General features: G+C 70.7%; 22 protein-coding genes. 14 read left to right on the top strand and 8 right to left on the bottom strand.

The annotated features are described in order from the left end of the window. Nucleotides 1-45 precede the first annotated feature (45 nt). Complete coding sequence (locus tag ACIRA5_RS02735) at nucleotides 46-1,134, top strand: ABC transporter substrate-binding protein (RefSeq protein ID WP_403686487.1); 1,089 nt, start codon at nucleotides 46-48, stop codon at nucleotides 1,132-1,134. Between the two features lie 27 nt (nucleotides 1,135-1,161). Beyond that, the gene (locus ACIRA5_RS02730; protein WP_403686486.1) at nucleotides 1,162-1,353 is read left to right on the top strand and encodes a hypothetical protein; all 192 of its coding nucleotides are present in this window, start codon (nucleotides 1,162-1,164) and stop codon (nucleotides 1,351-1,353) included. Nucleotides 1,354-1,368: 15 nt separating this feature from the next. Here ACIRA5_RS02730 and ACIRA5_RS02725 read toward each other — a convergent pair whose 3' ends face one another. Beyond that, nucleotides 1,369-2,160, bottom strand: a complete 792-nt coding sequence (locus ACIRA5_RS02725) for a DUF427 domain-containing protein (RefSeq protein WP_403686485.1) — start codon at nucleotides 2,158-2,160, stop codon at nucleotides 1,369-1,371. Nucleotides 2,161-2,169: 9 nt separating this feature from the next. Further along, a complete protein-coding gene (locus ACIRA5_RS02720) occupies nucleotides 2,170-2,454 on the bottom strand; it encodes an SHOCT domain-containing protein (RefSeq protein WP_391392274.1) in 285 nt (94 codons plus the stop codon). 274 nt (nucleotides 2,455-2,728) lie between these two features. On the opposite strand from ACIRA5_RS02720, the gene ACIRA5_RS02715 reads away from it, so the two are divergent. The 5 genes from ACIRA5_RS02715 (at nucleotide 2,729) to ACIRA5_RS02695 (ending at nucleotide 7,302) form a co-directional block, all read left to right on the top strand. Further along, entirely contained in the window at nucleotides 2,729-3,157 is a 429-nt protein-coding gene (locus ACIRA5_RS02715) for a hypothetical protein (RefSeq protein WP_403686483.1), read from the top strand. Between the two features lie 191 nt (nucleotides 3,158-3,348). Further along, entirely contained in the window at nucleotides 3,349-4,188 is an 840-nt protein-coding gene (locus tag ACIRA5_RS02710) for an SDR family oxidoreductase (RefSeq protein WP_075025575.1), read from the top strand. Between the two features lie 110 nt (nucleotides 4,189-4,298). Further along, nucleotides 4,299-5,687 (top strand): cytochrome ubiquinol oxidase subunit I, encoded by a 1,389-nt coding sequence (locus tag ACIRA5_RS02705; protein ID WP_403687220.1) that lies wholly within the window; start codon nucleotides 4,299-4,301, stop codon nucleotides 5,685-5,687. Beyond that, nucleotides 5,684-6,733, top strand: coding sequence for a cytochrome d ubiquinol oxidase subunit II (locus ACIRA5_RS02700; RefSeq protein ID WP_403686482.1), 1,050 nt, complete (start codon nucleotides 5,684-5,686; stop codon nucleotides 6,731-6,733). The genes ACIRA5_RS02705 and ACIRA5_RS02700 overlap by 4 nt, the downstream gene beginning before the upstream one ends. Continuing rightward, the gene (locus ACIRA5_RS02695) at nucleotides 6,730-7,302 is read left to right on the top strand and encodes a gluconokinase (RefSeq protein WP_403686480.1); all 573 of its coding nucleotides are present in this window, start codon (nucleotides 6,730-6,732) and stop codon (nucleotides 7,300-7,302) included. Before ACIRA5_RS02700 ends, ACIRA5_RS02695 begins: the two co-directional genes overlap by 4 nt. Nucleotides 7,303-7,363: 61 nt before the next feature. On the opposite strand, the gene ACIRA5_RS02690 is transcribed toward ACIRA5_RS02695, so the two are convergent. Continuing rightward, nucleotides 7,364-7,777, bottom strand: a complete 414-nt coding sequence (locus ACIRA5_RS02690; protein ID WP_403687218.1) for a DUF6325 family protein — start codon at nucleotides 7,775-7,777, stop codon at nucleotides 7,364-7,366. A gap of 208 nt (nucleotides 7,778-7,985) precedes the next feature. Here ACIRA5_RS02690 and ACIRA5_RS02685 point away from each other — a divergent pair, with 208 nt between their 5' ends. Together ACIRA5_RS02685 and ACIRA5_RS02680 are read left to right on the top strand one after the other, a co-directional pair. Continuing rightward, nucleotides 7,986-9,389, top strand: coding sequence for a hypothetical protein (locus tag ACIRA5_RS02685; protein WP_403686479.1), 1,404 nt, complete (start codon nucleotides 7,986-7,988; stop codon nucleotides 9,387-9,389). A 166-nt stretch (nucleotides 9,390-9,555) separates the two neighbouring features. Continuing rightward, a complete protein-coding gene (locus tag ACIRA5_RS02680) occupies nucleotides 9,556-10,488 on the top strand; it encodes a cyclase family protein (protein ID WP_403686478.1) in 933 nt (310 codons plus the stop codon). A gap of 100 nt (nucleotides 10,489-10,588) precedes the next feature. Here ACIRA5_RS02680 and ACIRA5_RS02675 read toward each other — a convergent pair whose 3' ends face one another. Then, nucleotides 10,589-11,233 (bottom strand): GAP family protein, encoded by a 645-nt coding sequence (locus tag ACIRA5_RS02675; RefSeq protein WP_403686476.1) that lies wholly within the window; start codon nucleotides 11,231-11,233, stop codon nucleotides 10,589-10,591. 238 nt (nucleotides 11,234-11,471) lie between these two features. Here ACIRA5_RS02675 and ACIRA5_RS02670 point away from each other — a divergent pair, with 238 nt between their 5' ends. From ACIRA5_RS02670 to ACIRA5_RS02655, 4 genes are all read left to right on the top strand, one after another. Next, a complete protein-coding gene (locus tag ACIRA5_RS02670) occupies nucleotides 11,472-12,365 on the top strand; it encodes a YhjD/YihY/BrkB family envelope integrity protein (protein ID WP_403686475.1) in 894 nt (297 codons plus the stop codon). 83 nt (nucleotides 12,366-12,448) lie between these two features. After that, the gene (locus ACIRA5_RS02665; RefSeq protein WP_403686474.1) at nucleotides 12,449-12,979 is read left to right on the top strand and encodes a hypothetical protein; all 531 of its coding nucleotides are present in this window, start codon (nucleotides 12,449-12,451) and stop codon (nucleotides 12,977-12,979) included. Further along, the gene (locus ACIRA5_RS02660; RefSeq protein WP_403686472.1) at nucleotides 12,976-14,394 is read left to right on the top strand and encodes a DUF2252 domain-containing protein; all 1,419 of its coding nucleotides are present in this window, start codon (nucleotides 12,976-12,978) and stop codon (nucleotides 14,392-14,394) included. Before ACIRA5_RS02665 ends, ACIRA5_RS02660 begins: the two co-directional genes overlap by 4 nt. 22 nt (nucleotides 14,395-14,416) lie before the next feature. Beyond that, nucleotides 14,417-16,249 carry a glycoside hydrolase family 15 protein gene (locus ACIRA5_RS02655; RefSeq protein ID WP_403686471.1) on the top strand — a complete coding sequence of 611 codons (1,833 nt, stop codon included), beginning with the start codon at nucleotides 14,417-14,419 and terminating at the stop codon, nucleotides 16,247-16,249. Here ACIRA5_RS02655 and ACIRA5_RS02650 read toward each other — a convergent pair. The 4 genes from ACIRA5_RS02650 to ACIRA5_RS02635 all read right to left on the bottom strand — a co-directional run bounded on the left by ACIRA5_RS02650 (nucleotide 16,200) and on the right by ACIRA5_RS02635 (nucleotide 20,922). Further along, nucleotides 16,200-17,504: a chloride channel protein gene (locus ACIRA5_RS02650; RefSeq protein WP_403686470.1), complete on the bottom strand. Its 1,305-nt coding sequence runs from the start codon at nucleotides 17,502-17,504 to the stop codon at nucleotides 16,200-16,202. The two genes, ACIRA5_RS02655 and ACIRA5_RS02650, sit on opposite strands and share 50 nt — an antisense overlap. A gap of 242 nt (nucleotides 17,505-17,746) precedes the next feature. Beyond that, nucleotides 17,747-18,862, bottom strand: a complete 1,116-nt coding sequence (locus ACIRA5_RS02645; RefSeq protein ID WP_067372984.1) for a GNAT family N-acetyltransferase — start codon at nucleotides 18,860-18,862, stop codon at nucleotides 17,747-17,749. Nucleotides 18,863-19,378: 516 nt separating this feature from the next. Next, nucleotides 19,379-19,837, bottom strand: a complete 459-nt coding sequence (locus ACIRA5_RS02640) for a PaaI family thioesterase (RefSeq protein WP_403686469.1) — start codon at nucleotides 19,835-19,837, stop codon at nucleotides 19,379-19,381. Nucleotides 19,838-19,968: 131 nt separating this feature from the next. After that, nucleotides 19,969-20,922 (bottom strand): MerR family transcriptional regulator, encoded by a 954-nt coding sequence (locus ACIRA5_RS02635; protein WP_403686467.1) that lies wholly within the window; start codon nucleotides 20,920-20,922, stop codon nucleotides 19,969-19,971. Nucleotides 20,923-21,018: 96 nt separating this feature from the next. On the opposite strand from ACIRA5_RS02635, the gene ACIRA5_RS02630 reads away from it, so the two are divergent. Further along, the gene (locus tag ACIRA5_RS02630; protein ID WP_403686465.1) at nucleotides 21,019-22,539 is read left to right on the top strand and encodes an alpha/beta fold hydrolase; all 1,521 of its coding nucleotides are present in this window, start codon (nucleotides 21,019-21,021) and stop codon (nucleotides 22,537-22,539) included. Nucleotides 22,540-22,578: the final 39 nt, after the last annotated feature.

Below are 22,578 nucleotides of genomic sequence, written 5' to 3'. Positions count from 1 at the left end.
TTTCAGCTCCATCTCAGAACCCTCAGCAAAGGAATGTGGTCAGCCATGTCCAGACGACCCGTCGCCGTCGCCGCGTCTCTGCTCACCATTCTCGCCCTCGGCGCGGTCAGCGCCTGTTCCGGGAACTCGTCCGCCGCGAGCGGCGGTTCGGGCTCCACGCCGACGGTCAAGCTCATGGCCGGCGGCCTCGACAAGCAGATCTACCTGCCGTACCAACTCGCCCAGCAGCTCGGCTTCTACAAGAAGTACGGCGTCAACGTCCAGCTGAGCACCGAGCAGGACGGCGGTGTCGGCGCCGAGGAAGCCATGGCCTCGGGGCAGGTGGACATGGCGGGCGCCTGGTACAACCACACGATCGAGTTCCAGGCGAAGGGGAAGGCGGTCGAGGACGTCGTCCAGCTCTCCGGCGCGCCGGGCGAGCGTGAGATGTGCACCAAGAAGTCGGGCGTCACCTCGGGCGCCGACTTGAAGGGCAAGACCCTCGGCGTCACGGACCTGGGCTCGGGTACCGACACCCTCACCCAGTTCCTGGCCGCCAAGAAGGGCGTCAAGACCAGCCAGTACCACCGGATCGGGGTCGGCTCGGGGTCCACGGCCATCGCCGCGCTGCAGAACGGCAAGGTCGACTGCGTCATGACGACGCAGCCGACGGTCGCCGCGATCCAGAAGAAGGGTGTCGGTGCCTCCGCGATCGACCTGGCCACCACGAACGGTGCCACGGCGGCGATGGGCGGTGCCTACCCCGCGGCCAGTGTCATAGCCCGCACCGACTGGGTGAACTCGCACAAGGACGCGACGCAGAAGGTCGTCGACGCGCTCGTCGCCACCATGCACTGGATCAACACGCACAGCGCGGCCGACATCGCGAACAAGCTGCCGGCGTCGTACGTGTCGAACCAGTTGGTGACCAAGGCCGACTACATCTCGGCTTTGACCGCGGACAAGGGTCAGTTCCTCCCGGACGGTCTGATGCCGGCCGGCGGTCCGAAGACCTCTCTGGCGACAGAGCAGTTGGTCGGCAATGTGAAGGGGTCGGTGGACCTCGGCAAGACGTTCACCAATGACTTCGCCCTCCAGGCCAACAAGACCGAGGGCTTCAAGACCACCACGACCCCGGCAGGACCGAACGGCTGAGCCCTCGCCGATCACGGGGCCGCCCAGGTGCCTGCCACCCGGTCGGCCCCAGCCCGTCGGCACGAGCCCGGTACCTTCCTCTCCCCCGACGGTCTGATGCCCGCCGACGGTCCCAAGACCGTTTACAAGGTCCTCTCCGCCTTCGACCCGACGGTCAAGGGTCACACCGTCGGCCTGTCCAAGACCTGCACCGACGACTTCGTCGACAAGGCCGGCTGACAGCCCACGCCGCCGTCACGGCGCCGGTCGCGCCGGGGGTGTCGAGGTGAACGGAGTGACGGGGCGCTCCAGTCGTTCCCCGTCCACGGTGATGTCGACCGCTTCGTTGTAGAAGGCGAGGAGGTCTTTGACGGCGCCCACCGCGGGCAGTGGCTCCGGGTAGCTCCAGACGAGGTTCGCGGGGTCGTCGCCGCCACCTCGCCACGACCAGTACGCGGCGGTGCCCTTGTAGGGGCACCCCGTGCTGAGGTCGCTGGGGACGAACAGGTCGAGGCGGACGTCCTCACGCGGGATGTAGTACCGCGTCGGCAGGCCGGTCTCGAAGAGCAGCACCGGACGGCGGGTGTCCGCGACGACCGTGCCGTCGATCTCGACCCGGACGTGACGGCTGCTCGGGAGGGCGTCCACCCGCTTGTGCGGATCGCGGGGGTGGATGAAGATCTCCTCGTCCTCCTCGTACCAGTGGTCGAGCCCCCGGCCGCTGCGGCTGAACCACTCGAAGGCGATGTGGCCGGCCAGGTCGTCGGCGGGGAACGTCCAGGCCGCGTTCTCCAGCAGTTCGCCGTCGACTTCGAGGTCGTAGAAGACCCGCGATCCGCTGTGGGTGCCGGTCGGCGGGTTCTTCGCCGGGCGGAGCAGGTCCTCGCGGACCTCCTCGCGAGGGAACGCGTACAGCGGAACGGGCACTTCGGGCTCCCAGACGAGGACCGGGTGCCGGCTGTCGACGACCGTGACCTCGCCCTTGCACCCGCGCACCCAGCGCCCGCTGGGCTCCCACCGCAGGCCTTGCGGAGTTGTGAGGTTCATGGCACCTCACTACCCAAGGATCCGGCGCTTCTGCTCCTCGAACTCGGCCTCGGTCAGGACACCCTGGGCCTTGAGTTCCCCGAGTTGCTTCAGCTGATCGATCCTGCCGCTCATGTCGTCGGCCGACGGGGCGGGGGGCGGGGGCGGCGCGGCGGGCGCGGGTTGCGGCGGGGCCTCCTGGTACTCCTGCTGAGCCCATCGCCCCTGCTGACGGCGTGACACACGGTTCGACACGGCGGTCGCGGTACCGGCCACCACGGCTGTGCGGGCGACCCCGCGAAGGAGACCTGGCACGGCGGTTTCCTTTCTGGAAAAGCGGCCCGCGAATCCGGAAGGCGGCCTGCGAAATATCCACACTCCCTGACCGACGGACAATTGTCGGCGGGCAATTCTCGGCGCATGGGACACCTCCATTGGAGCACCGCACGGATTCCCCCGCACATCGGCATCGGCGCCACCCCACGGGAATTCCACCGTTCTGCCGGTCGGTGACTCTCATGGCAAGCTGAAATGTGGACCACCGACCGGTCACAGGTCAGTGGTGAGGTCTACGTGGGAGGAGCTCGATATGGCCACGACTGGAACGCACCAGCGACACGAGACCGGGAGCGGCGGAGCGTGGGCGTCCAGCTGGACCGCCTTCGCCGCAGTCATGATGATCTTCGGTGGAGTGATGGCGATATTCGAAGGAATCTCCGCCATCGCCGAGGACGACGTCTTCGTCGTCACCCGCAACTACGCGTACAACTTCAATCTGACGAGTTGGGGCTGGATCCACCTCTCCCTCGGCGTCCTGGTCGTTCTCGCGGGCGCAGCCCTGTTCACCGGAGCGATGTGGGCACGCGTGGTCGGCATCGTCCTGGCGGGCCTGTCGATGATCGCCAACTTCATGTGGCTGCCGTACTACCCCGTCTGGGCCATCGTGCTGATCGCCGTCGACGCCTTCGTCATCTGGGCGCTGTGCGTCGGAATCAGCCGGCAGCCCCGCACCGAGTAGCCGAGCGCGCCGTCCCGGGTGGACCCCGCGGGTGGGCATTCGGCCGTTCAGCCCGGGTCGGCCCCCCGAGCGGCTGACAGCGGACGTGCCGACGAGCCGGCCCGACTCACCAGTGTTTTCGTTGTGGGGCGGATTCCTCCGAAAAGCGGATTCCTCCGATGGTCCGCGTCGGCACCCACAGGGAGACATGAGTGGAAACCAGCGGCAGTGATGGTCGCCAACCCCTTGCCTTCCCGCTCCTCAAGGGGCAGAAGGCGCTGGTGACGGGCGCGAATTCCGGCATCGGCAAGGCCACGGCCATCGGGCTCGGCCGGGTGGGCGCCGACGTGGTGGTGAACTACGTGTCCGGGCGGGACGCCGCGGAAGAGGTCGTACGCGAGATCGAGGGCTTCGGGGTGCGCGCCTACGCGCACGAGGCGGACGTGTCCCAGGAGGACCAGGTCGTCGACATGGTGTCCCGCATGGTCGAGGAGTTCGGGACCATCGACGTCATGGTGGCGAACGCCGGGCTCCAGCGTGACGCCCCCGTCACCGAGATGACCATGGCCCAGTGGCAGAAGGTGCTGGACGTCAATCTGACCGGACAGTTCCTGTGCGCCCGCGAAGCGACCAAGGAGTTCCTGCGGCGGGGCGTCGTCCCCGAGGTCTCCCGTTCGGCCGGGAAGATCATCTGCATGAGTTCGGTCCACCAGATCATCCCGTGGGCGGGCCATGTGAACTACGCGTCGTCCAAGGGCGGGGTGCAGATGCTCATGGCGACCCTCGCTCAGGAGCTCGCGCCGCAGGGGATCAGGGTGAACGCCGTCGCCCCGGGCGCGATCCGCACGCCCATCAACCGCGACGCCTGGGACACTCCCGAGGCCGAGGCCGACCTCCTCCGGCTCATCCCCTACCGCCGCGTGGGCGACCCGGACGACATCGCGAACGCGGTGGCGGCGCTCGCGTCCGACCTCTTCGACTACGTCGTGGGCACCACGATCTACGTGGACGGCGGCATGACGCTGTTTCCCGGTTTCGCCACCGGCGGCTGAAGCGCAGGGCCCCTCCGCCATCCCGTACGAACCACCGAGGTCATGTGAACAGCGCAGTCGGCCACCTTCTCGCGGACGGTCCACCACAACTCCTCCCGGCCCGGGAGCTGATGGCCTTCACCCTGGCCTCCCACATCCTGCTCGTACCCTTCGGCGTGGCCCTGCCCGCCATCACGCTCCTCATGCACTACCGCGGGCTGCGCAAGGGCGACGCCGTCGCCCTGCTGCTCGCACGACGCTGGTCGGCGGTCATAGCCGTCCAGTTCGCGATCGGCATCGTGACGGGCACCGTGCTGTCCTTCGAATTCGGTCTGCTGTGGCCGGGGATGATGGGCCGGTGGGGCGATGTCTTCGGCCTCGGCTTCGGGATCGAGGCCTGGGCGTTCTTCCTCGAGGCGATCCTCATCGCCATCTACCTGTACGGCTGGCGCAGGCTCAAGCCGTGGACGCACTTCTGGCTCGGCCTGCCGCTGCCGCTGGCCGCCCTGATGGGGGCGTTCGGCATCGTGGCCGCGAACGCCTGGATGAACACCCCGCGCGGCTTCACTCTCGACGCGTCCGGCAGGCCGGTGAACGTCGATGTGCGGCAGGCGGTCTTCACACCGATGTTCGGCCCCGAGTACTGGCACTTCGTGGTCGGCGTGATCCTGACCGCCGGATATGTCGTCGCCGGGGTGTACGCGGTCGGCCTGCTGCGCGGCCGCCGGGACCGCTACCACCGGCTCGGCTTCACCGTGCCGTTCACCGTCGCCGCGATCCTCACCCCCGTGCAGTTCGTGCTCGGGGACTCCATCGCCCGCTCCGTCTTCCACAAGCAGCCCGTGAAGTTCGCGGCCACCGAGCTGGTGTGGAAGACCGACACCCACGTACCGGAGTACGTCTTCGGGCGTCTGCACGCCGACGGGTCGGTCTCCGGCGGGATCAAGATCCCCCAACTGGACTCGGTCCTCGCCGGATTCAGACCGGCCACCGAGGTGACCGGACTGACGTCGGTCCCGGCGAGCGACCGCCCGACGGTGATCCAGGCCACCATCGCCCACTGGGCGTTCGACATCATGGTGACCGTCGGAAGCCTGCTCGTGCTGCTCGCGCTCTGGTACGGCTGGTGCCGGCTGCGGCGTCGTGAACTGCCCCGGTCGCCCTGGTTCCTGCGGTGTGCCGCCCTCGCCGGCGCCGCCTGTCTGCTGACCGTGGAGTGCGGCTGGATCACGACCGAGGTGGGCCGGCAGCCCTGGATCGTCTACCAGAACATGCGGGTCTCGGAGGCGGTCACGGGCACCCGCGCCGCGTCCCTGTGGACGATGTTCGGCATCGTCGTGGTGGTCTACGTCCTTGCTTTCGGTTCCTTCCTGACCGTCCTCGCGAAGATGAGCCACCGCTGGCGGCTGGCCGACGAGGGCGCGCCCGCGGGTGCCGCCGCCGAGGACGTGGAAGGCGACACTCCCTACGGGCCCCGCCCGTTGTCGGCCACCGCGGGCGGGGACAGGGGAGACGAATGATCGAGGACGTCGTCGCCTGGGTGCTGCTGGTGGCGGTGGCCGCCTACGCGTGTGCCGGTGGCACGGACTACGGTGCTGGATTCTGGGACCTCGTCGCGGGCGGCACCGAACGCGGCAAGCGCCCTAGGTGGCTCATCGACCACGCCATGGAACCCGTCTGGGAGACCAACAACGTCTGGCTCATCTTCATCCTGGTCATCATGTGGACCGGGTTCCCGGTCCTGTTCCAGACGGTCTTCTCCGCCATGTGGCTCCCGCTGGCACTCGCGGCCGTGGGACTCGTCCTGCGCGGTGCCGGCTTCGCTCTGCGCAAGCCCACGCGACGCCTCGCCCGGCGCAGGGTCTACGGCGCCGCCTTCGCCGTCTCCTCGCTGCTGACCCCCTTCTTCCTCGGCGCGGCGGTCGGGGGGATCGCCACGGGCCGGGTGGCTCCCGGCACACAGGCGTCCGCCGACGCCTGGTCCAACGGGACCTCCGTGATCGCCGGGCTGCTCACCGTCGCCGCGACCGCCTTCCTCGGGGCGGTGTTCCTGACCGCCGACGCCTGCCGCTTCGACGCCCCCGACCTCGTCGGATACTTCCGGCTGCGGGCCTGGTGCGCTCTCGTCGTCCTCGCCGTGCTGGCGATCGTCGGCCTCGCCGTGACCCACGACGACGCGCCCTACGTCCACGACGGGCTGACCGGCGGTGTCGGTCTCCTCCTCGTGCTCCTCGCCGTCGTCAGCGCGTTGACCACCGCCTGGCTGCTGTACCACGTCGCGACGGGATGGGCGAGGGTCACCGCGATCGGCAGCGTGGCCCTTGTCGTCGTGGCCTGGGGACTGGCCCAGCGGCCCTATCTCATCCCCACCTCGCTGACCGTGTCCCAGGCGGCCGGCGCGTCGACGACGCTGCGCTGGCTGATGCTGGTCACGGTCATCGCGGTGGTGCTCGTCGGGCCGCCGCTCGTTCTGCTCTACCGGCTGGACACCCGCGGGGCCCTCCAGCCCCTCAACGAGGCGGACCTGCGGCAGACGGCACCAGGCCGGGAACCCGAGAACCCGTGACCGGGGCAGGGGGCAGCGCCGGAGGCGGCGAAGGGGACGGGAAAAGGCCCCCGATCATAGTGGTCCTCGGCGTGTCGGGATCCGGGAAGACCACCTTCGGCCAAGCGGTCGCCGGGGAGCTCGGCCTGGCGTTCGTCGAGGGCGACGACTTCCATCCCGCGGTGAACATCGCGAAGATGACCGCGGGCCACGCCCTGGTCGACACCGACCGCGCGCCCTGGCTGCGTGCCCTCTCCGACCGCATCCGTCGCTCCGCCGAGGCCCACGAGGGACTGGTGGTCGCCTGTTCGGCCCTCAAGCGCGCCTATCGCGACGAGTTCCGGGAGGCCGGGGGGCCGGCGTTGCAGTACCTGTACCTCGCCCTGGACCGGGCGACGGCCCGGGACCGGGTGTCCCGGCGCACCGGCCACTTCATGCCCGCCCACCTGGTCGACTCGCAGTTCGAGACGCTGGAGCCGCTGGAGCGGGACGAGCCGGGCATGACCCTGGATGCCACGGCCGGCCTGCCGGTGAACCTCGCCCGGGTGCGGGCCGCCGTCGAGCGCTGCGCCGGGCGCCCGGGCCCCTGAGGGATCGGGCGCTCACCAGTACGGCGACGATGCCTCCCGAACGCGCGGGCGGCGCCGGGTGCTATTCCGTCGCGTCCAGTGCGGCCAGCACGGCCGGCACCGGGATCCGCCCGGAGGCGACCAGTTGCGCGCCGCCGCGGCGCAGGGCGGTGGCGAAGGGAGCGGCCCACAGGTTCTCGTAGACCAGGATTCCGGCCGAGTTGCCGGGCTCCAGGGCGCTGCCGGCTTCTTCGATGTCGTCCTCGCCCAGCAGGCCGGAGGAGGCGCCCTCGAAGACGGCGAGGTCGAGGGCTCCGTCGCCGGTGAGGTCGGCGATCTCCAGGCCGACCACGGATCCGTCCTCCTCCTTTCTGACAAACATCAGATCGAGGATCCGGATGACGCCGCGGTCCACGAGGTCGACCAGCAGGGGAAGGCCTTCGCCGGTCATGCGGTTGCCGGGGAACTCGACGACTAGATAGTCGATCGGACCCATTTCGGCGAATTCATCGCTCACGGCAGAATCGCTCACGGCTTCACCTCTGGGTGGTCATGGAATTTCCCCAGTCCCCGAATGCCTGCGCATCCACGGGCCCTTAATTCCATTGCAGCATCGGACGGAAGGCGCCGCACTTCGGTGCGGTGTTCACCCGCCGGGCCGGTTCCGGGTCGCGGGATCGGATCCGTCCGCCTCTGCTGTAACCATGACGAGCAGCCCGCCTCCACCGGACCCGGATCAAAAGCCCCCAGAACCGTCCGGCGAGCAGCGGCTGTCGGCGCGGGAGCGCAACGAACTGGACGAGCTGCGGCACCGGGTGAGCGCTCTGGAGACCGGGGGGCCGTCGGGGGCCGCGCGGCACCACTGGCTCCGCTCGACGGGTTCGGTCCTGCTGATTCTCCTCGCCTCGCTGCTGTCGCTGCTGGCCGTCGTCGCGGTCTGGGCGAACAGCATCGTCCGGGACACCGACCGCTATGTCGCCACCGTGGGGCCGCTGGCGAGAGATCCGGATGTGCAGAAGGCGGTCACCAACCGGGTCACCACCGCGGTGCTGGCGCAGATCGACGTGGACGCGCTGGTCAAGGATCTGGAGCGGGCGGCGGCGGAGAAGGGTGCCCCGCCGAGGCTCGCCACGCTGCTCGGCGACCTGGGCGGCCCGATCACCAGCGGTCTGAAGAGTCTGGTCGGCGACACCGTGCAGCGGGTGGTGTCCAGCAAGGCCTTCGACACCGTCTGGGTGGACGCGAACCGCCGGGCCCACGGCGCGCTGGACAAGGCCCTCACGGGCAACTCCTCCGGTGCGGTGTCCGCCAAGAACGGTCAGGTCACCATCGACGTGGCGCCGATCGTGACCCAGGTCAAGGACCGGCTGGTCAGCGCAGGCTTCAAGCCGGCCGCTCGGATCCCGGCCGTCCACACGGACTTCGTGGTGTTCGCGTCGAAGGACATCGGCAAGATCAAGACCTATCTGCGGGTGCTGGACATCATCGGCGGCTGGCTCCCCGTCATCGCCGTGCTGATCGCCGCCGTGGGCGTGTATCTGGCCACCAGCCGTCGCCGGGCCCTGATCGGGGCCGCGCTCGGGGTGTTCGCGGCCATGGTGGTGCTCGGCATCGTCCTGGCCGTCGCGCGGGCGGTCTATCTCGACCATCTGCCCGTCGGGACGTCCGAGGACGCCGCCGCCACGGTGTTCGACTCCCTCGTCAGGTTCCTGCGCGCGGGTGTTCGGACGGTCGGCGCGCTCGCGCTCGTGACGGCTGCCGGCGCCTTCCTCGTCGGGCCGTCCCGGATCGCCGTCCTCACCCGTACGGGCTGTCGCAGGGGCATCGGCGCCCTGCGCGACGTCGCCGTGTCGGCGGGGCTCCCGCTGGGTCCGGTCGGCGGGTTCGTGCACCGCTTCAAGCGGTGGATCGGCGCCGCGATCCTGGCGGTCGCCGCGATCGTGCTGTTCACCTGGAACTACCCGACCACATGGGTCGTGGTGTGGACCGTGGTGATCGTGCTGGTCGCCTTCGCGATCCGCGAGTTCCTGGACACCGGCGCTCCCTCGGCCGCGGCCGCTACGACACCGTCCCCTCCGACGCCGTCCACCCCTACGCCGTCCGCCTGACCTCGCGCCGACACTTGGCGCCGTGCCCACCGGATCGAGGACGAGGGAGCCGAGGCGCTCAAGACCCAGGTCCCGCAGGCCGCGCGTTGCTTCTTCATCGACGCGGTGGTGCCTGCCCCCGGCAACTCGGCGTGCCGGAATCCGGCTTCTGTCGGAGGCTGGTGCCATGCCGATGCCCGACGAGCTGAGCGAGGCCGAGTTCCGGTCGCTCTACCGCCGACTGCGCGGCACGGTCTCCGGCGGTGGCAGGCGCCGGGGCGCCCTGGACACGATCACCGCGGAACAGGTGCTGGCGGCCCTGAGCGAGGTGCGGTCGGGACGTACGGTGTCGCTCGCCGCCCCCGTGGAGACCCGTGCCGAACCCGACGACGCCGATCCGGCCGAGCACCGGCTCACCGCTCCGGCGGACGGCGAACCGGTCGCGAAGGGCCCGGACTTCGCGCGGGACCGCTTCGCCATGAACGTTCACGTCGATGTGGACAGTCGCCTCGACACGCTGTGCCATGTCATCTACGACGGCACGCTGCACGGCGGCATACCGGCGGCGGACGCGCTGTCGCCGGAGGGCGCGAGCGTCCTGTCCGTCGAGCCGGCCCACGACGGCATCGTCGGACGCGGGGTCCTCCTCGACATACCCCGGGTGCACGGCCTCTCCTGGCTCGAGCCCGGATCGAACGTGACCGCCGAGGACCTGAGCGCCGCCGAGACCCGGCAGGGGTTACGGGTCGGCCGCGGCGACATCCTGCTCGTACGGGTCGGACACCGCCGGCGCCGCGAGGAGCTGGGCCCCTGGGACGTGGCCGCCGCCCGTGCCGGACTCCATCCGACCGCGATGGAGTTCGTGGCCGACCGGGAGGTGGCGGTGCTCGGCAGTGACAGCAACAGCGACACGGCCCCGAGCGCGGTGCGAGGGGTTGCCTTCCCGGTGCATGTGCTCGCCGTCCACGCCCTGGGACTGCATCTGCTCGACTATCTGCGGTTCGAGGACCTCGCGCCGATCTGCGCGCGGGAAGGCCGCTGGTCGTTCCTGTGCGTGATCGCTCCGCTCCGGATGCCCGCGGCCACCGGCTCGCCCGTCAATCCCCTGGCGATCCTGTGACAACGGTCTTCACCCGGCGGTCCCGTGGTGGCCGGCGCTCGCCCTGGTGGTGCCGTGATCGCGGCCGTCACCCGGGCGGTGCGGTGATGGCCGGTCAGGGTCAGGCGGTCAGCTGGTAGATGCTCTTGCCCACGAGCCACAGCCCCAGCAGCAGGCACACCGTCACGACCGCCTCGTCCTGATGGCCCTCCAACCACGTCCGCAGCCGCCCGAGCCGGACGCGGGACGACTCGGGGGCGAAGGTCGCGTAGATCTCCATGGCCAGCAGGCTGGAGCTGGCCAGCAGGCAGTAGCCCATCAACGCCGCGTACGAGGCGGCGTGGGAGAGGTCCGCCTCCACCACGGTGGCGGCACCGGCGGCCACCAGCCCCCAGGGCTGGAGGAACAGCGCCAGCCCGGCCGCCGTCCACGGGGAGATCCGGTCGAGCCGGGACATCGTCCCGGATGACGTGCGCCGCCTGCCCCTCCTGCGGCGGGTGCGCTCGCCGTACCAGACGAGGCCCACGCCGATGGCCAGTTTGGCGGCCAGGGCGGCCGTGGACGGCGCCGACTTGGGCGGCGGCGGTTTCCCGCCGGTCATCAGCAGCACCACGGCGATGATCGCGACAAAACTGGCCAGCCAGGTGAGGACGAAGGCCAGCCCGTTCCAGATCCCGCCCCGCGCGGACAGCACCAGCACGAACGCGGTGACCGAGAAGGGGTTCACGGCGATCGCCAGACCGATGAGGACCAGGTCAAGGACCATCGCTGCCTCCGCAGGGCCGCGCGGGGTTCGGGGCGCCGCCGGATGCGCGCATGGCCCCATCGTCACCGCTCCCGCCCGCACCCACCATCCAGCGGTGCCGTACGGAACGCCTCGGGCGGCCTCTCCCCCGTACGGCGCAACGGCGCTCGCGCCGCAGGCGGGCGGCTGCCCGGGACGGCACCCTGGTGCGTGGTCACGCCTCGGGGCGTGGAGCCCAGTCCGGACCCGGGGAGCGGAATTGCACGCAGGCAGAGGACCCGGCCCGTCCACCGACGGAGGGGCGGGCCGCCTGCGCGGGCGGGCCACGGAGCTGGGGGCGCGGCTGCGGCGGCTGCGCGGCAGCGCCGAGGAGCGCTTCCCGGTGATCACCCGTCTCACCTCGCACCTGATCGCGGTGAACCTGCTGGATTCCGCGACCCGGCTGGCGGCCCAGCTGTTCCTGACCGCCGTTCCGCTGCTCTTCGTGGTCGCGTCCTTCGCCCCGCGGGCGGTGCGCGACGAGATCGTCTCCTCTCTCCATGACGTCTTCGGTATCAATGGCTCCTCCGAACTCGAGCTGAAGAAGGTCTTCGACGCCGATCCCGCGAACCTGCAGCAGAGCGCCGGAGTGGTCAGTTCGCTGATGGTGCTGCTCTCCGCCACGGCGTGCAGCCGGGCGATGCAGCGCCTGTGCCAACGCGCCTGGCGACTGCCGGGTGCGAGCGCGCGGATCGCCGCCTGGAGATGGCTCGTGTGGATCGCGGCCTGGCTGGTCATCCTCGCCCTGCAGGGACCGCTGCGCACCGGGTTCGGCGTGGGGGCGTGGCTGGGCGTGCCGCTCCTGCTGGTCGCCCAGGTGGGCGTCTGGTGGTGGTCCCAGCACCTGCTGCTGGCCGCGCGCGTCCCCTGGTTGCCCCTGCTGCCCGGTGCGCTCCTGACCGGGGTGGCCATGACCACACTGTCGGTGGTCGCCAAGCTGTACGTGCCCAGCGCGCTCAACCGCAGCCTGGACCGCTATGGGTCGCTGGGTGCGGTCTTCACGGTGTTGTCATGGCTGATCGGGCTCTGCGTCGTCATCGCCGCCGCGATCACCGCCGGGGCGGTGATCGCGCGGGAACCCGCCGTGTCCCGGCACCTCGGTTCACCCGAATAGTCCAACTCGCCGGAAATATCCCCCAGGGATACCTTGGGTTTCGGGGCAGATGCCCACGGTGGACAGTGGGGACGGTGGCCTGCATGATCGAGGCACAGCACTACGACGTCATCGTGGTCGGCACCGGTGCGGGCGGTGGCACGATCGGCCACCGGCTGGTGCCCACGGGGAAGCGGATCCTCCTTCCAGAACGCGGGGACCATCTTCCTCGTGAACGCGACCACCGGGATTCCACCGCCGTCTTCGTCCAAGGGAAACACCGCGCGCCGGAATTCCGGTTCGACAAACACGGAGAGGCAGAGAGCGTCACCTCGGTCGTCGCCCGCGGCTCCGTCAACTCCGCTGTCCTGCCGCCGCGTTCGGCGAGCGACCGGCATCCGCAGGGGCCGGCCAACAGCTCGGATGTCGTGGGCCTGCACTACATGCGGCACAACAACCTCGCCCCAAGGGCCGTGTCCGAGGAACCGAACGACACCAGGTTCCACAAGACCCTGGCCCTGCACGACTGGTACCTGGGATCCGACGACTGGGAGTATCCCCTCGGCGGCATCCATCTGGCCCTGGCCGAGAAGAACAACATGGTCGGTGATCGCATCGCGGGCCGACCGCGATGACCTCGCACCACCCGGCCGACGGCGTCGTCCCGCACCGCACGCCCCGCGAGCGTGCCGAGACCGGCAAGGCCGCCCGGGCCGCCGTACCCCGCTCCAGTCACGCGGAGTTCGCTCCCGCTCAGAAGCGGCCCGACCCCGTGGACGTCATCGAGGCGCAGTCCGCGACCCGGGTGCCCGAGCTCGTACCGATCCGCTACGGGAGGATGATCGAGTCACCGTTCCGCTTCTTTCGGGGGGCCGCCGCCATCATGGCTGGGGACCTCGCCGGCACTCCCCGCAGCGGGATCACGACGCAGGTGTGCGGCGACGCGCACCTGCTGAACTTCCGGCTGCTGGCCTCGCCCGAACGCCGCATGATGTTCGACATCAACGACTTCGACGAGACACTGCCCGCCCCGTGGGAGTGGGACGTCAAGCGGCTGACCACGAGTCTCGTCATCGTCGGCCGGGCGAACGGCTTCAGCGCCAAGGAGCGGGCCGGCGTCGTGCGGTCGACGGTGCGGTCGTACCGCGAGTGGCAGCGGCGCTTCGCCGCGCTGGGCAATCTCCCCGTGTGGTACGCCCGGTTCGACGAGGACTGGGTGCGGACCCACGTCTTCCCGGAGGTGAGCGCGCGGGCCCGCGCGCGCTGGTCACGGTCGGTGGCGAAGGCACGCACCCGCGACAGCCTCCAGGCCTTCGACAAACTCACCCACGTCGTCGACGGAAGGGTCCGCATCGCTGCGGATCCCCCCCTGGTCACACCGCTCCGGGACCTGCTTGCGGACGTCGAGCGCGACGCGCTGGAGGAGCTGATCCGCCGGATGATCGAACGGTACGGCCAGAGCCTCCCGTCGGACCGGCGGTTGCTGCTGGAGCAGTACCGGCTGGTCGACGTGGCCCGCAAGGTGGTCGGGGTCGGCAGCGTGGGCACCCGCTGCTGGATCATTCTGCTGCTCGGCCGCGACGACCAGGATCCCCTGCTCCTGCAGGCCAAGGAGGCCGACGAGTCGGTACTCGCGCCGTTCACCGGGGCGAGCGACTGTCGGACGCAGGGCGAGCGCGTGGTCCGCGGTCAGCGGCTCATGCAGGCCACCAGCGACATCTTCCTCGGCTGGGCCCGGGCTGACGGCATCGACGGCGGCCGACGGGACTTCTACGTACGGCAGTTGCGGGACTGGAAGGGCATCGCGGAGCCCGAGTCGATGGTGCCGGACGGGATGCGGTCCTTCGGTGAACTGTGCGGTGCCACGCTGGCCCGCGCGCACGCGAGGTCGGGGGACCGGATCGCCGTCGCCGCCTACCTCGGCGGGGGCGAGGTCTTCGACCGGGCGCTGGTGACGTTCGCCGAGCGCTATGCCGACCAGAACGAGCAGGACCACCGGGCACTCGTCGACGCCGTCCGTTCCGGGCGGGTCAAGGCTGAAACCGCCTGACACGCCTGACAAGGAGAGCAGCATGGATCGCTATCCGCCCATCGCCGACCACGGGCTCGTCGGGGACCTTCAGACCGCGGCTCTGGTCTCGTCCCAGGGGGTGATCGACTGGTTCGCGGCACCGCGCTTCGACTCACCGAGCATCTTCGCCGCGCTGCTCGACCACGACGGCGGCGGCTACTTCGTCATCGCGCCCGAACGCCCCGAGGGCACCTGGAGACAGCTCTACTACCCGGACACCGCCGTCGTGGTGACCCGCTTCATGTCGCCCGACGGAGTCGGCGAGATCGTCGACCACATGCCGGTCCAGCCGGGCCCGACGGCGACCGACCGGCACAGCCTGGTGCGGGTCGTCCGCTCGGTGCGCGGCACCGTGCGCTTCACACTCGAATGCCGGCCGCGGTTCGACTACGCGCGGGCCTCCCACGAACTCGACCTGACGCACGACAGGCCGCTGCAGGAGACGGCCACGTTCCGGGCTCCCGGGACGACCGCCTACCTCCAGGGCAGTATCCCGCTCGAACGGGACGGACAGGACGTCCGTGGGGCCATCACCCTCAACGCCGGGGAGACGGCGGCCGTGGTGTTCACCGTCTGCGCGCCGGACGGGGCGGCGCCCCCGCCCCCCACCGTCGAAGGGATCACCGAAGATCTGTGGCGGAACGTCGACTTCTGGCAGCAGTGGGTGCGCACCTCGCGCTATCACGGCCGCTGGACGGACATGGTGCACCGCTCCGCGATCACCCTCAAGCTCCTCACCTACGCCCCCACGGGTGCCCCGGTCGCCGCCGCCACCATGGGACTGCCCGAGCAGCTCGGCGGGGAGCGCAACTGGGACTACCGCTACACCTGGGTGCGGGACGGCTCCCTCTCGGTGCGGGCCCTGCTCGACCTGGGCTTCGTGGAGGAGGCCACCCGCTTCACCCGCTGGCTGGGCGACCGTCTGGGCGCCCGCGAGGGCCCCGACGACGAACCCCTCCAGATCATGTACCGGGTCGACGGCGACCCTCATCTGACGGAGGAGATCCTGGAGCACTTCGAGGGCTATCGCGGTTCCTACCCGGTCCGGGCCGGCAACGCCGCCTGTGACCAACTGCAGCTCGACATCTACGGCGAGGTCCTCTACGCCCTGGCCGAGGGCCGCCAGGTCGGCGAACAGGCGGGCTACCACGGCTGGAAGGGGCTCGCCGCCACCCTCGACTGGCTCGCCGACTCCTGGGACCGGCCCGACGAGGGCATCTGGGAGACCCGGGGCGGGCGAAAGGACTTCACCTACAGCCGGGTGATGTGCTGGACCGCGTTCGACCGCGGGCTGAAGCTGGCGCAGGAGTTCAGCAGGCCGGCCGACACCGTGCGCTGGACCCGGGCCCGGGACGCGATCCTCGAACAGGTCATGGAGCGCGGCTGGAACGACAAGGAGCAGGCCCTCGTCCAGTACTACGGCGGCGACGTCCTGGACGCCTCCCTGCTGCTCGTCCCCCGGGTCGGATTCCTGGCCCCCCGCAGCCCCGGCTGGCTCAACACCCTCGACGCCATGGACCGCGTCCTCGTCTCCGACAGCCTGGTCTACCGCTACGACCCCGGGGCCTCGCCCGACGGACTGCGTGGCTCCGAAGGAACCTTCAGTCTGTGCACCTTCCTGTACGTCGACGCCCTCGCCCGCGCGGGACGCCTCCCCCAGGCCCGCTATGCCTTCGAGAAGATGCAGACGTACGCGAACCACGTCGGCCTGTTCGCCGAGGAGATCGGTCCCAGCGGGGAGCAACTCGGCAACTTCCCGCAGGCCTTCACCCATCTCTCCCTGATCATGGCCGCGACGACGCTGGACGAGGCGCTCGACGCCCTCCGTCCCTGAACTCCGGGATGGCCTGCCCCTGCGGCAGCAGTTCGGTGGTCACGAAGGACACCACGGCGGCGAGCACGATCACCGGCACCGTGCCCGAGTTGCCCACCATCAGCACGACCAGCACCACACAGCTGACCGGCAGCCGGAGCGCGGCGGCGGACGAGGCCGCCATGCCCGCCGCCACGCCCGGCACGACGCCGAGCCCCGGCAGCGGCGCGAGCAGGGCGCCCATCGCGCCGCCCAGGAACAGCGCGGGGAACACCGGACCACCGCGCAGGCTGCCCAGGCAGAGCGCGTACGCGATGCCCTTGAACACCAGGACCGCCACCAGGCTGCCGACCGGCCAGGCGTGCGGGTGGGTGGCGACCTGACCCAGGATGGACTGGCCCGACAGGGCGACGTCGGACGGCGAACGGCCGGTGAGGCCCGCGTAGAGCGCCGCGCAGACGGCCGCACCGAATGAGCAGAGCACCGTGTTGCGCAACGGATGCGCGACCACGAGGCGCGCCGCGATCCGCCCGCCCGCGATGATCCAGTGGATGGCCGCCCCGATGACGACCGCCATGAGCACCGACCACACCACGTCCCCGGCGTCGAGGACGGAGGGCGCGGGCAGTCCGATCTCCAGGCTCCCGGTCTTCAGTCCGGTCCAGTGTCCGAAGCCGGTGAACACGATGGCGCCGATTCCGCCGGCCAGCAGGACGGGGAGCATCACCGCGAACAGCTGCGGCCCGCCCACTCCGGACGCCTCCATCAGCAGCACGGCCGCCACCACCGGACTTCCGAAGATCACGGAGATGGCCGACGCGGCGCCCGCGGCACCGAGCAACGCCGTGTTCGCCTCGGTCGCGGGAACGCGTACGAGATCCCGGAACAGCAGCGCCAGACCACCGCCCAGGGCGATCAGGGGCGCCTCGGGTCCGAGCACGGCTCCCAGCGGCAGACTCGCCAGCGCGGCGAGGACCACGCCGGGAACGGCGGCCTTCGACGCACCTCCGGGCTGCAGGCCCCCCGCCGGGATGTGACCGCCCCGGCCGGGAAACCGCAGGACGACCAGCGCGACGACCGCACCCGACACCAGAGCGGGCGGCAACGGCCACCACCACGGCGGATTCGACCACCCGAGACGGTGCGGCCAGTCCACCCAGATCAGGTGCTCCAGCTCGTGCAGCAGGACGAGGAACCAGAACGCGACGAACGACACCGGGATCCCGATCAGTCCGCAGAACAGCAACGTCCGCCGGTACGCGGGCTGCCGCAGCATGTCCCTCAGCTGCTCGGCCTCGCGGGGCTGATCTCCCGGGGCGGGCTCCGCCCCTACGGGCTCCGGTTCGGTGATGGGTCTTCTCCTGGGTCCGCTCGCAGCGATGCCGCCGGTCGGAGCGCGAGATTACCCACCACGTCGCCCATGCCACTGAGAGCCACGCGACACCACCCGGAAACCCTCCGGGTGGACGCGTCCGCCGATGCCGCACGGCCACCCGGACCCTCGGTGGAGAAACCGGCTCAGCGGGCGCGGGGGCCCGCCGCGCCGGAGTCCGGCCGGCCCGAGGTACGCAGCGTGCCGACCGTCTTCAGCAGCCGGTCGGCCGGATCCCGCAGCCTGGGATGGGCCAGGACAGTGTTACGCAGGCCCCGCACCGGCCTGCGCCAGAGCCGGTGCGCCGTGGCCATCGGGTGGGGGCGGGTCGCGAACCCTTCGCCCACGCGCAGCTCCCGGGTCTTGAGCCAGTCCTTCCACTCCTTGTCGCCACGGCCCAGATCCATGAGCCGCACACCCTCCCGCCCGGCGGCCTCGGCCATCCGGAGGTGCATGATCAACCCTGGCGAGTAGTAGCGGAGTTCGGGGTCGTAGGCGGTGAACCAGGCCGCGAACAGCGTGCGCGAGGTCGGTCCGAAGTGTGCGGCCACCGGCCGGTCACCTGCGTACAGCACGGACAGCACGCCGTTGAAGTGCTCCTCGCGGACCCGGAAGAGATGGTCCACCAGGTCCACGATCCAGGGCCGCGCGAACCGGTCCATCCGTCCCGTCCTGCGGTACTGGGCGGACTTCCAGCGCATGAGGGTGCGCAGCACCCGCGGGTCGCGCTCGTCGTAGACGAACCGCATCTCGCCCAGGTCGCGTCCCAGGCGGCGTTCCTTCTTCAACGTCGTCTTGGCCAGTCCTGGGTAGGCGCCGCGCAGCCACTCGGCGTAGGTGCCCTCGCCGACCTTCAGGTCTATCGCCGGTGAGGCGAACGTCCCGGTGACATGTCTGCCGAACGGTTTCTGCTCCTCGACGAGGTGGTCGAACTCGAAGACGGACAGCCCGCAGGCCCGCAGCAGTTCCTGTGTGTCCCAGGTGACCCCGGGGCGGTGCACCAGGGCCTGACAGTCGGAGAGACCGAGACCGATGGCCCGTCCGACGCCCAGGGAGTTGCGCTCGTACGGGAAGAAGCCGACGGGCTCCCCTCTCTCGTGGAGGACCGCCACATGCGCCCCGCCTCGGTACCTGTCGATCCCCGCCGCGAACTCCGGGGCCAGGAACGGGTTGGCGTAGTCGGGCGACTCGTCCATCACCCGATGCCAGGCCAGGAGGAGCGAACTGCCCAGCTCCTCCGGTCTGTGGATCGTGATCTCCACCTCAGATCAACCGCCCTTCCGCGGGCTCCGCGAGGGACGTACCGTTCGCAGCGCGGACCCCTAAGGCGTGAGGATCGTTGTTCATCGATCGCACGGCCGACCGCCCCCATTCCCCCATGACGCGTCTCGAACTGTTCCGCGAGGCTCAAACGTCGCGAATCAGTACGCAAGCTGTCAAGGGTGTCTGTCGTAACGGAAGAGTGGGAATTGGCCTGCCCGGACCCGACCAGGCCGTCCGGCGCTCGCGTCCCGACCGCGGATCGGAGGCCGATTCGCTCATCGCTCACCCGGCGCAGGAGCCGGTCCCACCGGTCGCCGGTGACGCGGGAGATGGGGTACGACGTGTAGCCGGTGGGCGAGAGCGACAGGGGAACGAGGTCGGCGAAGCCGGTGATCTCGCGTACGCCGGTCTCCTCCGCCCGGGTGCACAGCAGCGGGACGCGCTCGCGTTGGGCGGCGAAGGCCTCGCGCTTCCACGGCGCGTCGTTCCACCACCCCGGCGCCGACCGGGAAGCGTCACGCCATGCGGCGCACGCTCCAGTCGAAGCCCCCGCGGCACACGGGCGTGCCCGTCGCATCGGTGATCTCGGCGTGCGTGGCGAACCTGGCCCGGTCGGTCTCGCCCCGCAGCAGCGGGCGCAGGACGCCGAGCGCCTCCTCGGAGAGGCGGCAGCGGGCCACCAGCCGTCCTCGCGCGGGAGCGAGGAACTCCAGGGACGCGGACCTGCCCAGCGGTACGACGCCCTGGAAGTCGGCGGCGTCCGCGCTCGCGGCGAGGATCGCGCCCAGCCCCGCCGCGTCGACCAGGGTGATGAGCCCCGAGGAATGCAGCGAGCCGATGACGTTCGTCAGCGCCCGGGGTGTCTCCAGCGCGATCTCGGCCGCGCCGTCGGCGGCGGAGATCACCTCGATACCGGCGGTGCGATGGGCCTGGATGGGGTCCAGCAGGGTGCGCGCGAGCGCCGTCATGTCCATGGGCGCAGCCTCGCAGGCCGCCCTTACGGCCGAGTGACTCCGGGGCGACGGACTCAGTCCTCCCGTGGAGGACCGGCCATTTCCACGCGGCCGCGGCGCAGTACGCAGACCCGGTCCGCAATGTCCGGCAACTAACTGTCGCTCGGTCTCGCTCCGTTGGTCGTCGAGCGCCAGTCCGCCGATCGGGCGGTCTGGGTGTCCAGCGCGGCGCAGAGCCAGTCGTGGGCGGCACCTGCGGTCGGTTCCGACTGGCCGGACAGCTCGGCGGTGAGTTCCCAGTAGCGGTCGATACGGGGATCCGCGGCCAACAGCCGACTGAGTACCCGGCGGAAGGCGGGAGTGTCCCGCGTGCCGCGTGAGCGGGCGTAGGCGGAGACGAAGCAGTCGAGTGCCTCACCCTCGTGCGGTGGCCGCCCCGCCCGCAGCCACGGCGATGCCAGCGCATACGCCTCGACGAGACCGTCGTAGAGCACGGCCGGGCGGCCCCCGTCGGGCCCGTGCGCCGCGGGCTGGCCGTGACCGCTGCCGGTGCAGGGGGCGGACACGAGGGCGTGCAGCCGGGTGAAGGCCAGCACCTGGGCCGGCGTCGGGCCTTCGGGGAGCTGCGGAACCGCCTGTTCGACGATGGCGGAGACCAAGCGGGCCGGGAGCCGCGCCGGCAGCCAGCGCCGCCAGAAGCGTGCCAGCGCGGCCGTGCTGGGCGGGACGGACACGGCGCCGATCAGCCGCAGCCGCTCGGCGCGTTCCTCGGGTGCACACTCCTGGAGCAGCTGGAGGGCTGCCTCCTGCCAGCGCAGGGCGGCCAGCCGCGAGCCGATCTGCCGCAGCTGCCCCGCGACGACGTCCTCCAGCGTGTCCTCCTGGTCGAGGATCCGGCCTACTTCGGGGACCGGCAGGTCGAGGGTGCGCAGGGAGCGGATCAGGTGGAGCCGGTCGAGTGCCTCGGGGCCGTACCTGCGGTGGCCGCCTGCGCTGCGGGCGGCCTCGGGCAGCAGACCGCGGTCCGAGTAGAAGCGGACCGTCTTGACGGTGACGCCCGCGTGCTCGGCGAGCTCTCCGATGCTCCATGGGCTTTCCGGGCGCACGTCTTGAACCTCCCTCAGGGGGAGTTCCTACCGTACCGACGAGCGCGGACGGCCGGTACGGACGGCCCTGCGACCACGGCGTACGAGGAGACATCGATGACGGCATTCATCCTGGTGGCGGGCGCCCACACCGGCGGCTGGATATGGCAGGCGGTGGCCGCTCGGCTGCGGGAGTCGGGGGCACAGGCGTATCCGGTGACGCTCACCGGCATGGGGGACCACCGCCATGCGGCGGGACCTGACACGGACCTGGAGACACACATCCACGATCTGCTGCGGGCGATCGACCGGACGGACGCGGCAGAGGTGGTGCTGGTCGGTCACTGCTACGGCATCCACCCGGTGCTCGGCGCCGCCGACCGGCGCCCGGAACGGATCGCCCGGATCGTCCACCTGGACGCGGGCATGCCCCAGCACGGCGATCAGGCCCTCACTCTGGTTCCCGACCAAGCGGTCCGCGACCGGCTGCTGCACCGGGCCGAGCCGGCCGAAGACGACTGGCGGATCCCGCCGCCGCCGCTTGAGGAGTGGCAGCGCTGGGGCAGCGTCGCCGGCCTCTCGCCCGCCGTGCTGGCTCGGCTGGCGGCAGACGCCGTTCCGCAGCCGGTGGGCACGCTCACTCAGCCGCTCCGCCTGTCGAAAGCGGTCTCCGAGCTGCCGAAGACCGGCGTGCTGTGCATCGCCAACGGTTCGAGCATCGCCATGGTCGAGGCCCTTGTGGGGATGGGGGATCCCCGCTTCCAGGTGCTCACCGACCCCCGGGTGAGTTTCTTCGAACTCGGCACCGGGCACTGGCCGATGCTCTCCTGCCCCGACGAGGTGGCCGAGACCCTGGTCCGGGCCGCCGCGGGAGAAGGGCACCGGGTGGCCGCGAAGGTGAACGAACAACCGGCGCACCTCCGCCCCTTCCTGATGGATGTAGCGGAGCGGCCTCGCGAGCGGGTGGGACGGGTCGATCTCCACCTCCCCGACGACCTCGCTGAAGCCGACCGCCCGAGGCCGGCGGTGGTGTTCGTCCACGGTGGCCCGGTCCACCCCGACGTACGGCCGACTCCCCGGGACTGGCCGGGCTTCATCGGCTACGGACGGTACGTGGCGGGTATGGGGGCCATCGGCGTGACGCTGGACCATCGGCTGCACGGTCTCGCCGACTTCGCGCGGGCCGCCGAGGACGTAGCCGATGCGATCGACCTCGTACGGGCCGATCCGCGCGTCGACGGGGATCGCGTGGCGCTGTGGTGCTTCTCCGGTGGCGGGCTGTTGTCGGCGGACTGGCTCGCGGCGCCCCCGCCGTGGTTGCGGTGCGTCGCGGTGAGCTATCCGATACTCGCACCGATGCCGAACTGGGGGCTCGTCGATTCCCGGTTCCGCCCGGCGGACGCGGTGCGTACCGCGGGACGGTTGCCGATCGTGTTGACCCGGGTGGAGCTGGAGCGCGCGGAGATCGCGGTGACGGTCGAGGAATTCCTGGCCGCCGCCGAGAAGTACGACGCCGATGTCGAGGTGATCGACGTTCCGCTCGGCCACCACGGTTTCGAGACCATCGACCATACCGACCGGGCGCGCGAGGCAGTGGAGCGCGCGGTGCGATCCGTACTGAGGCACCTGCGGCGCTGAGACCTCCTTCGCACCTCGTGCACCACTCGCATGTTCGCT

It is taken from the genome of Streptomyces sp. NPDC096311, assembly GCF_044763085.1.
Classification (GTDB): Bacteria; Actinomycetota; Actinomycetes; order Streptomycetales; family Streptomycetaceae; genus Streptomyces.
This window is presented reverse-complemented; position numbering and strand designations above follow the sequence as displayed.

Bases quoted from the DNA above. Each gene is read 5' to 3' on its own strand.
- ACIRA5_RS02630 (WP_403686465.1), top strand. From the start codon at position 21,019: ATGACGGCATTCATCCTGGTGGCGGGCGCCCACACCGGCGGCTGGATA.
- ACIRA5_RS02705 (WP_403687220.1), top strand. From the start codon at position 4,299: ATGGCCTTCACCCTGGCCTCCCACATCCTGCTCGTACCCTTCGGCGTG.
- ACIRA5_RS02735 (WP_403686487.1), top strand. From the start codon at position 46: ATGTCCAGACGACCCGTCGCCGTCGCCGCGTCTCTGCTCACCATTCTC.
- ACIRA5_RS02640 (WP_403686469.1), bottom strand. From the start codon at position 19,837: ATGGACATGACGGCGCTCGCGCGCACCCTGCTGGACCCCATCCAGGCC.
- ACIRA5_RS02715 (WP_403686483.1), top strand. From the start codon at position 2,729: ATGGCCACGACTGGAACGCACCAGCGACACGAGACCGGGAGCGGCGGA.
- ACIRA5_RS02690 (WP_403687218.1), bottom strand. From the start codon at position 7,777: ATGGGTCCGATCGACTATCTAGTCGTCGAGTTCCCCGGCAACCGCATG.
- ACIRA5_RS02680 (WP_403686478.1), top strand. From the start codon at position 9,556: ATGCCGATGCCCGACGAGCTGAGCGAGGCCGAGTTCCGGTCGCTCTAC.
- ACIRA5_RS02650 (WP_403686470.1), bottom strand. From the start codon at position 17,504: ATGCTGCGGCAGCCCGCGTACCGGCGGACGTTGCTGTTCTGCGGACTG.
- ACIRA5_RS02685 (WP_403686479.1), top strand. From the start codon at position 7,986: ATGACGAGCAGCCCGCCTCCACCGGACCCGGATCAAAAGCCCCCAGAA.
- ACIRA5_RS02725 (WP_403686485.1), bottom strand. From the start codon at position 2,160: ATGAACCTCACAACTCCGCAAGGCCTGCGGTGGGAGCCCAGCGGGCGC.
- ACIRA5_RS02675 (WP_403686476.1), bottom strand. From the start codon at position 11,233: ATGGTCCTTGACCTGGTCCTCATCGGTCTGGCGATCGCCGTGAACCCC.
- ACIRA5_RS02665 (WP_403686474.1), top strand. From the start codon at position 12,449: ATGATCGAGGCACAGCACTACGACGTCATCGTGGTCGGCACCGGTGCG.
- ACIRA5_RS02700 (WP_403686482.1), top strand. From the start codon at position 5,684: ATGATCGAGGACGTCGTCGCCTGGGTGCTGCTGGTGGCGGTGGCCGCC.
- ACIRA5_RS02660 (WP_403686472.1), top strand. From the start codon at position 12,976: ATGACCTCGCACCACCCGGCCGACGGCGTCGTCCCGCACCGCACGCCC.
- ACIRA5_RS02655 (WP_403686471.1), top strand. From the start codon at position 14,417: ATGGATCGCTATCCGCCCATCGCCGACCACGGGCTCGTCGGGGACCTT.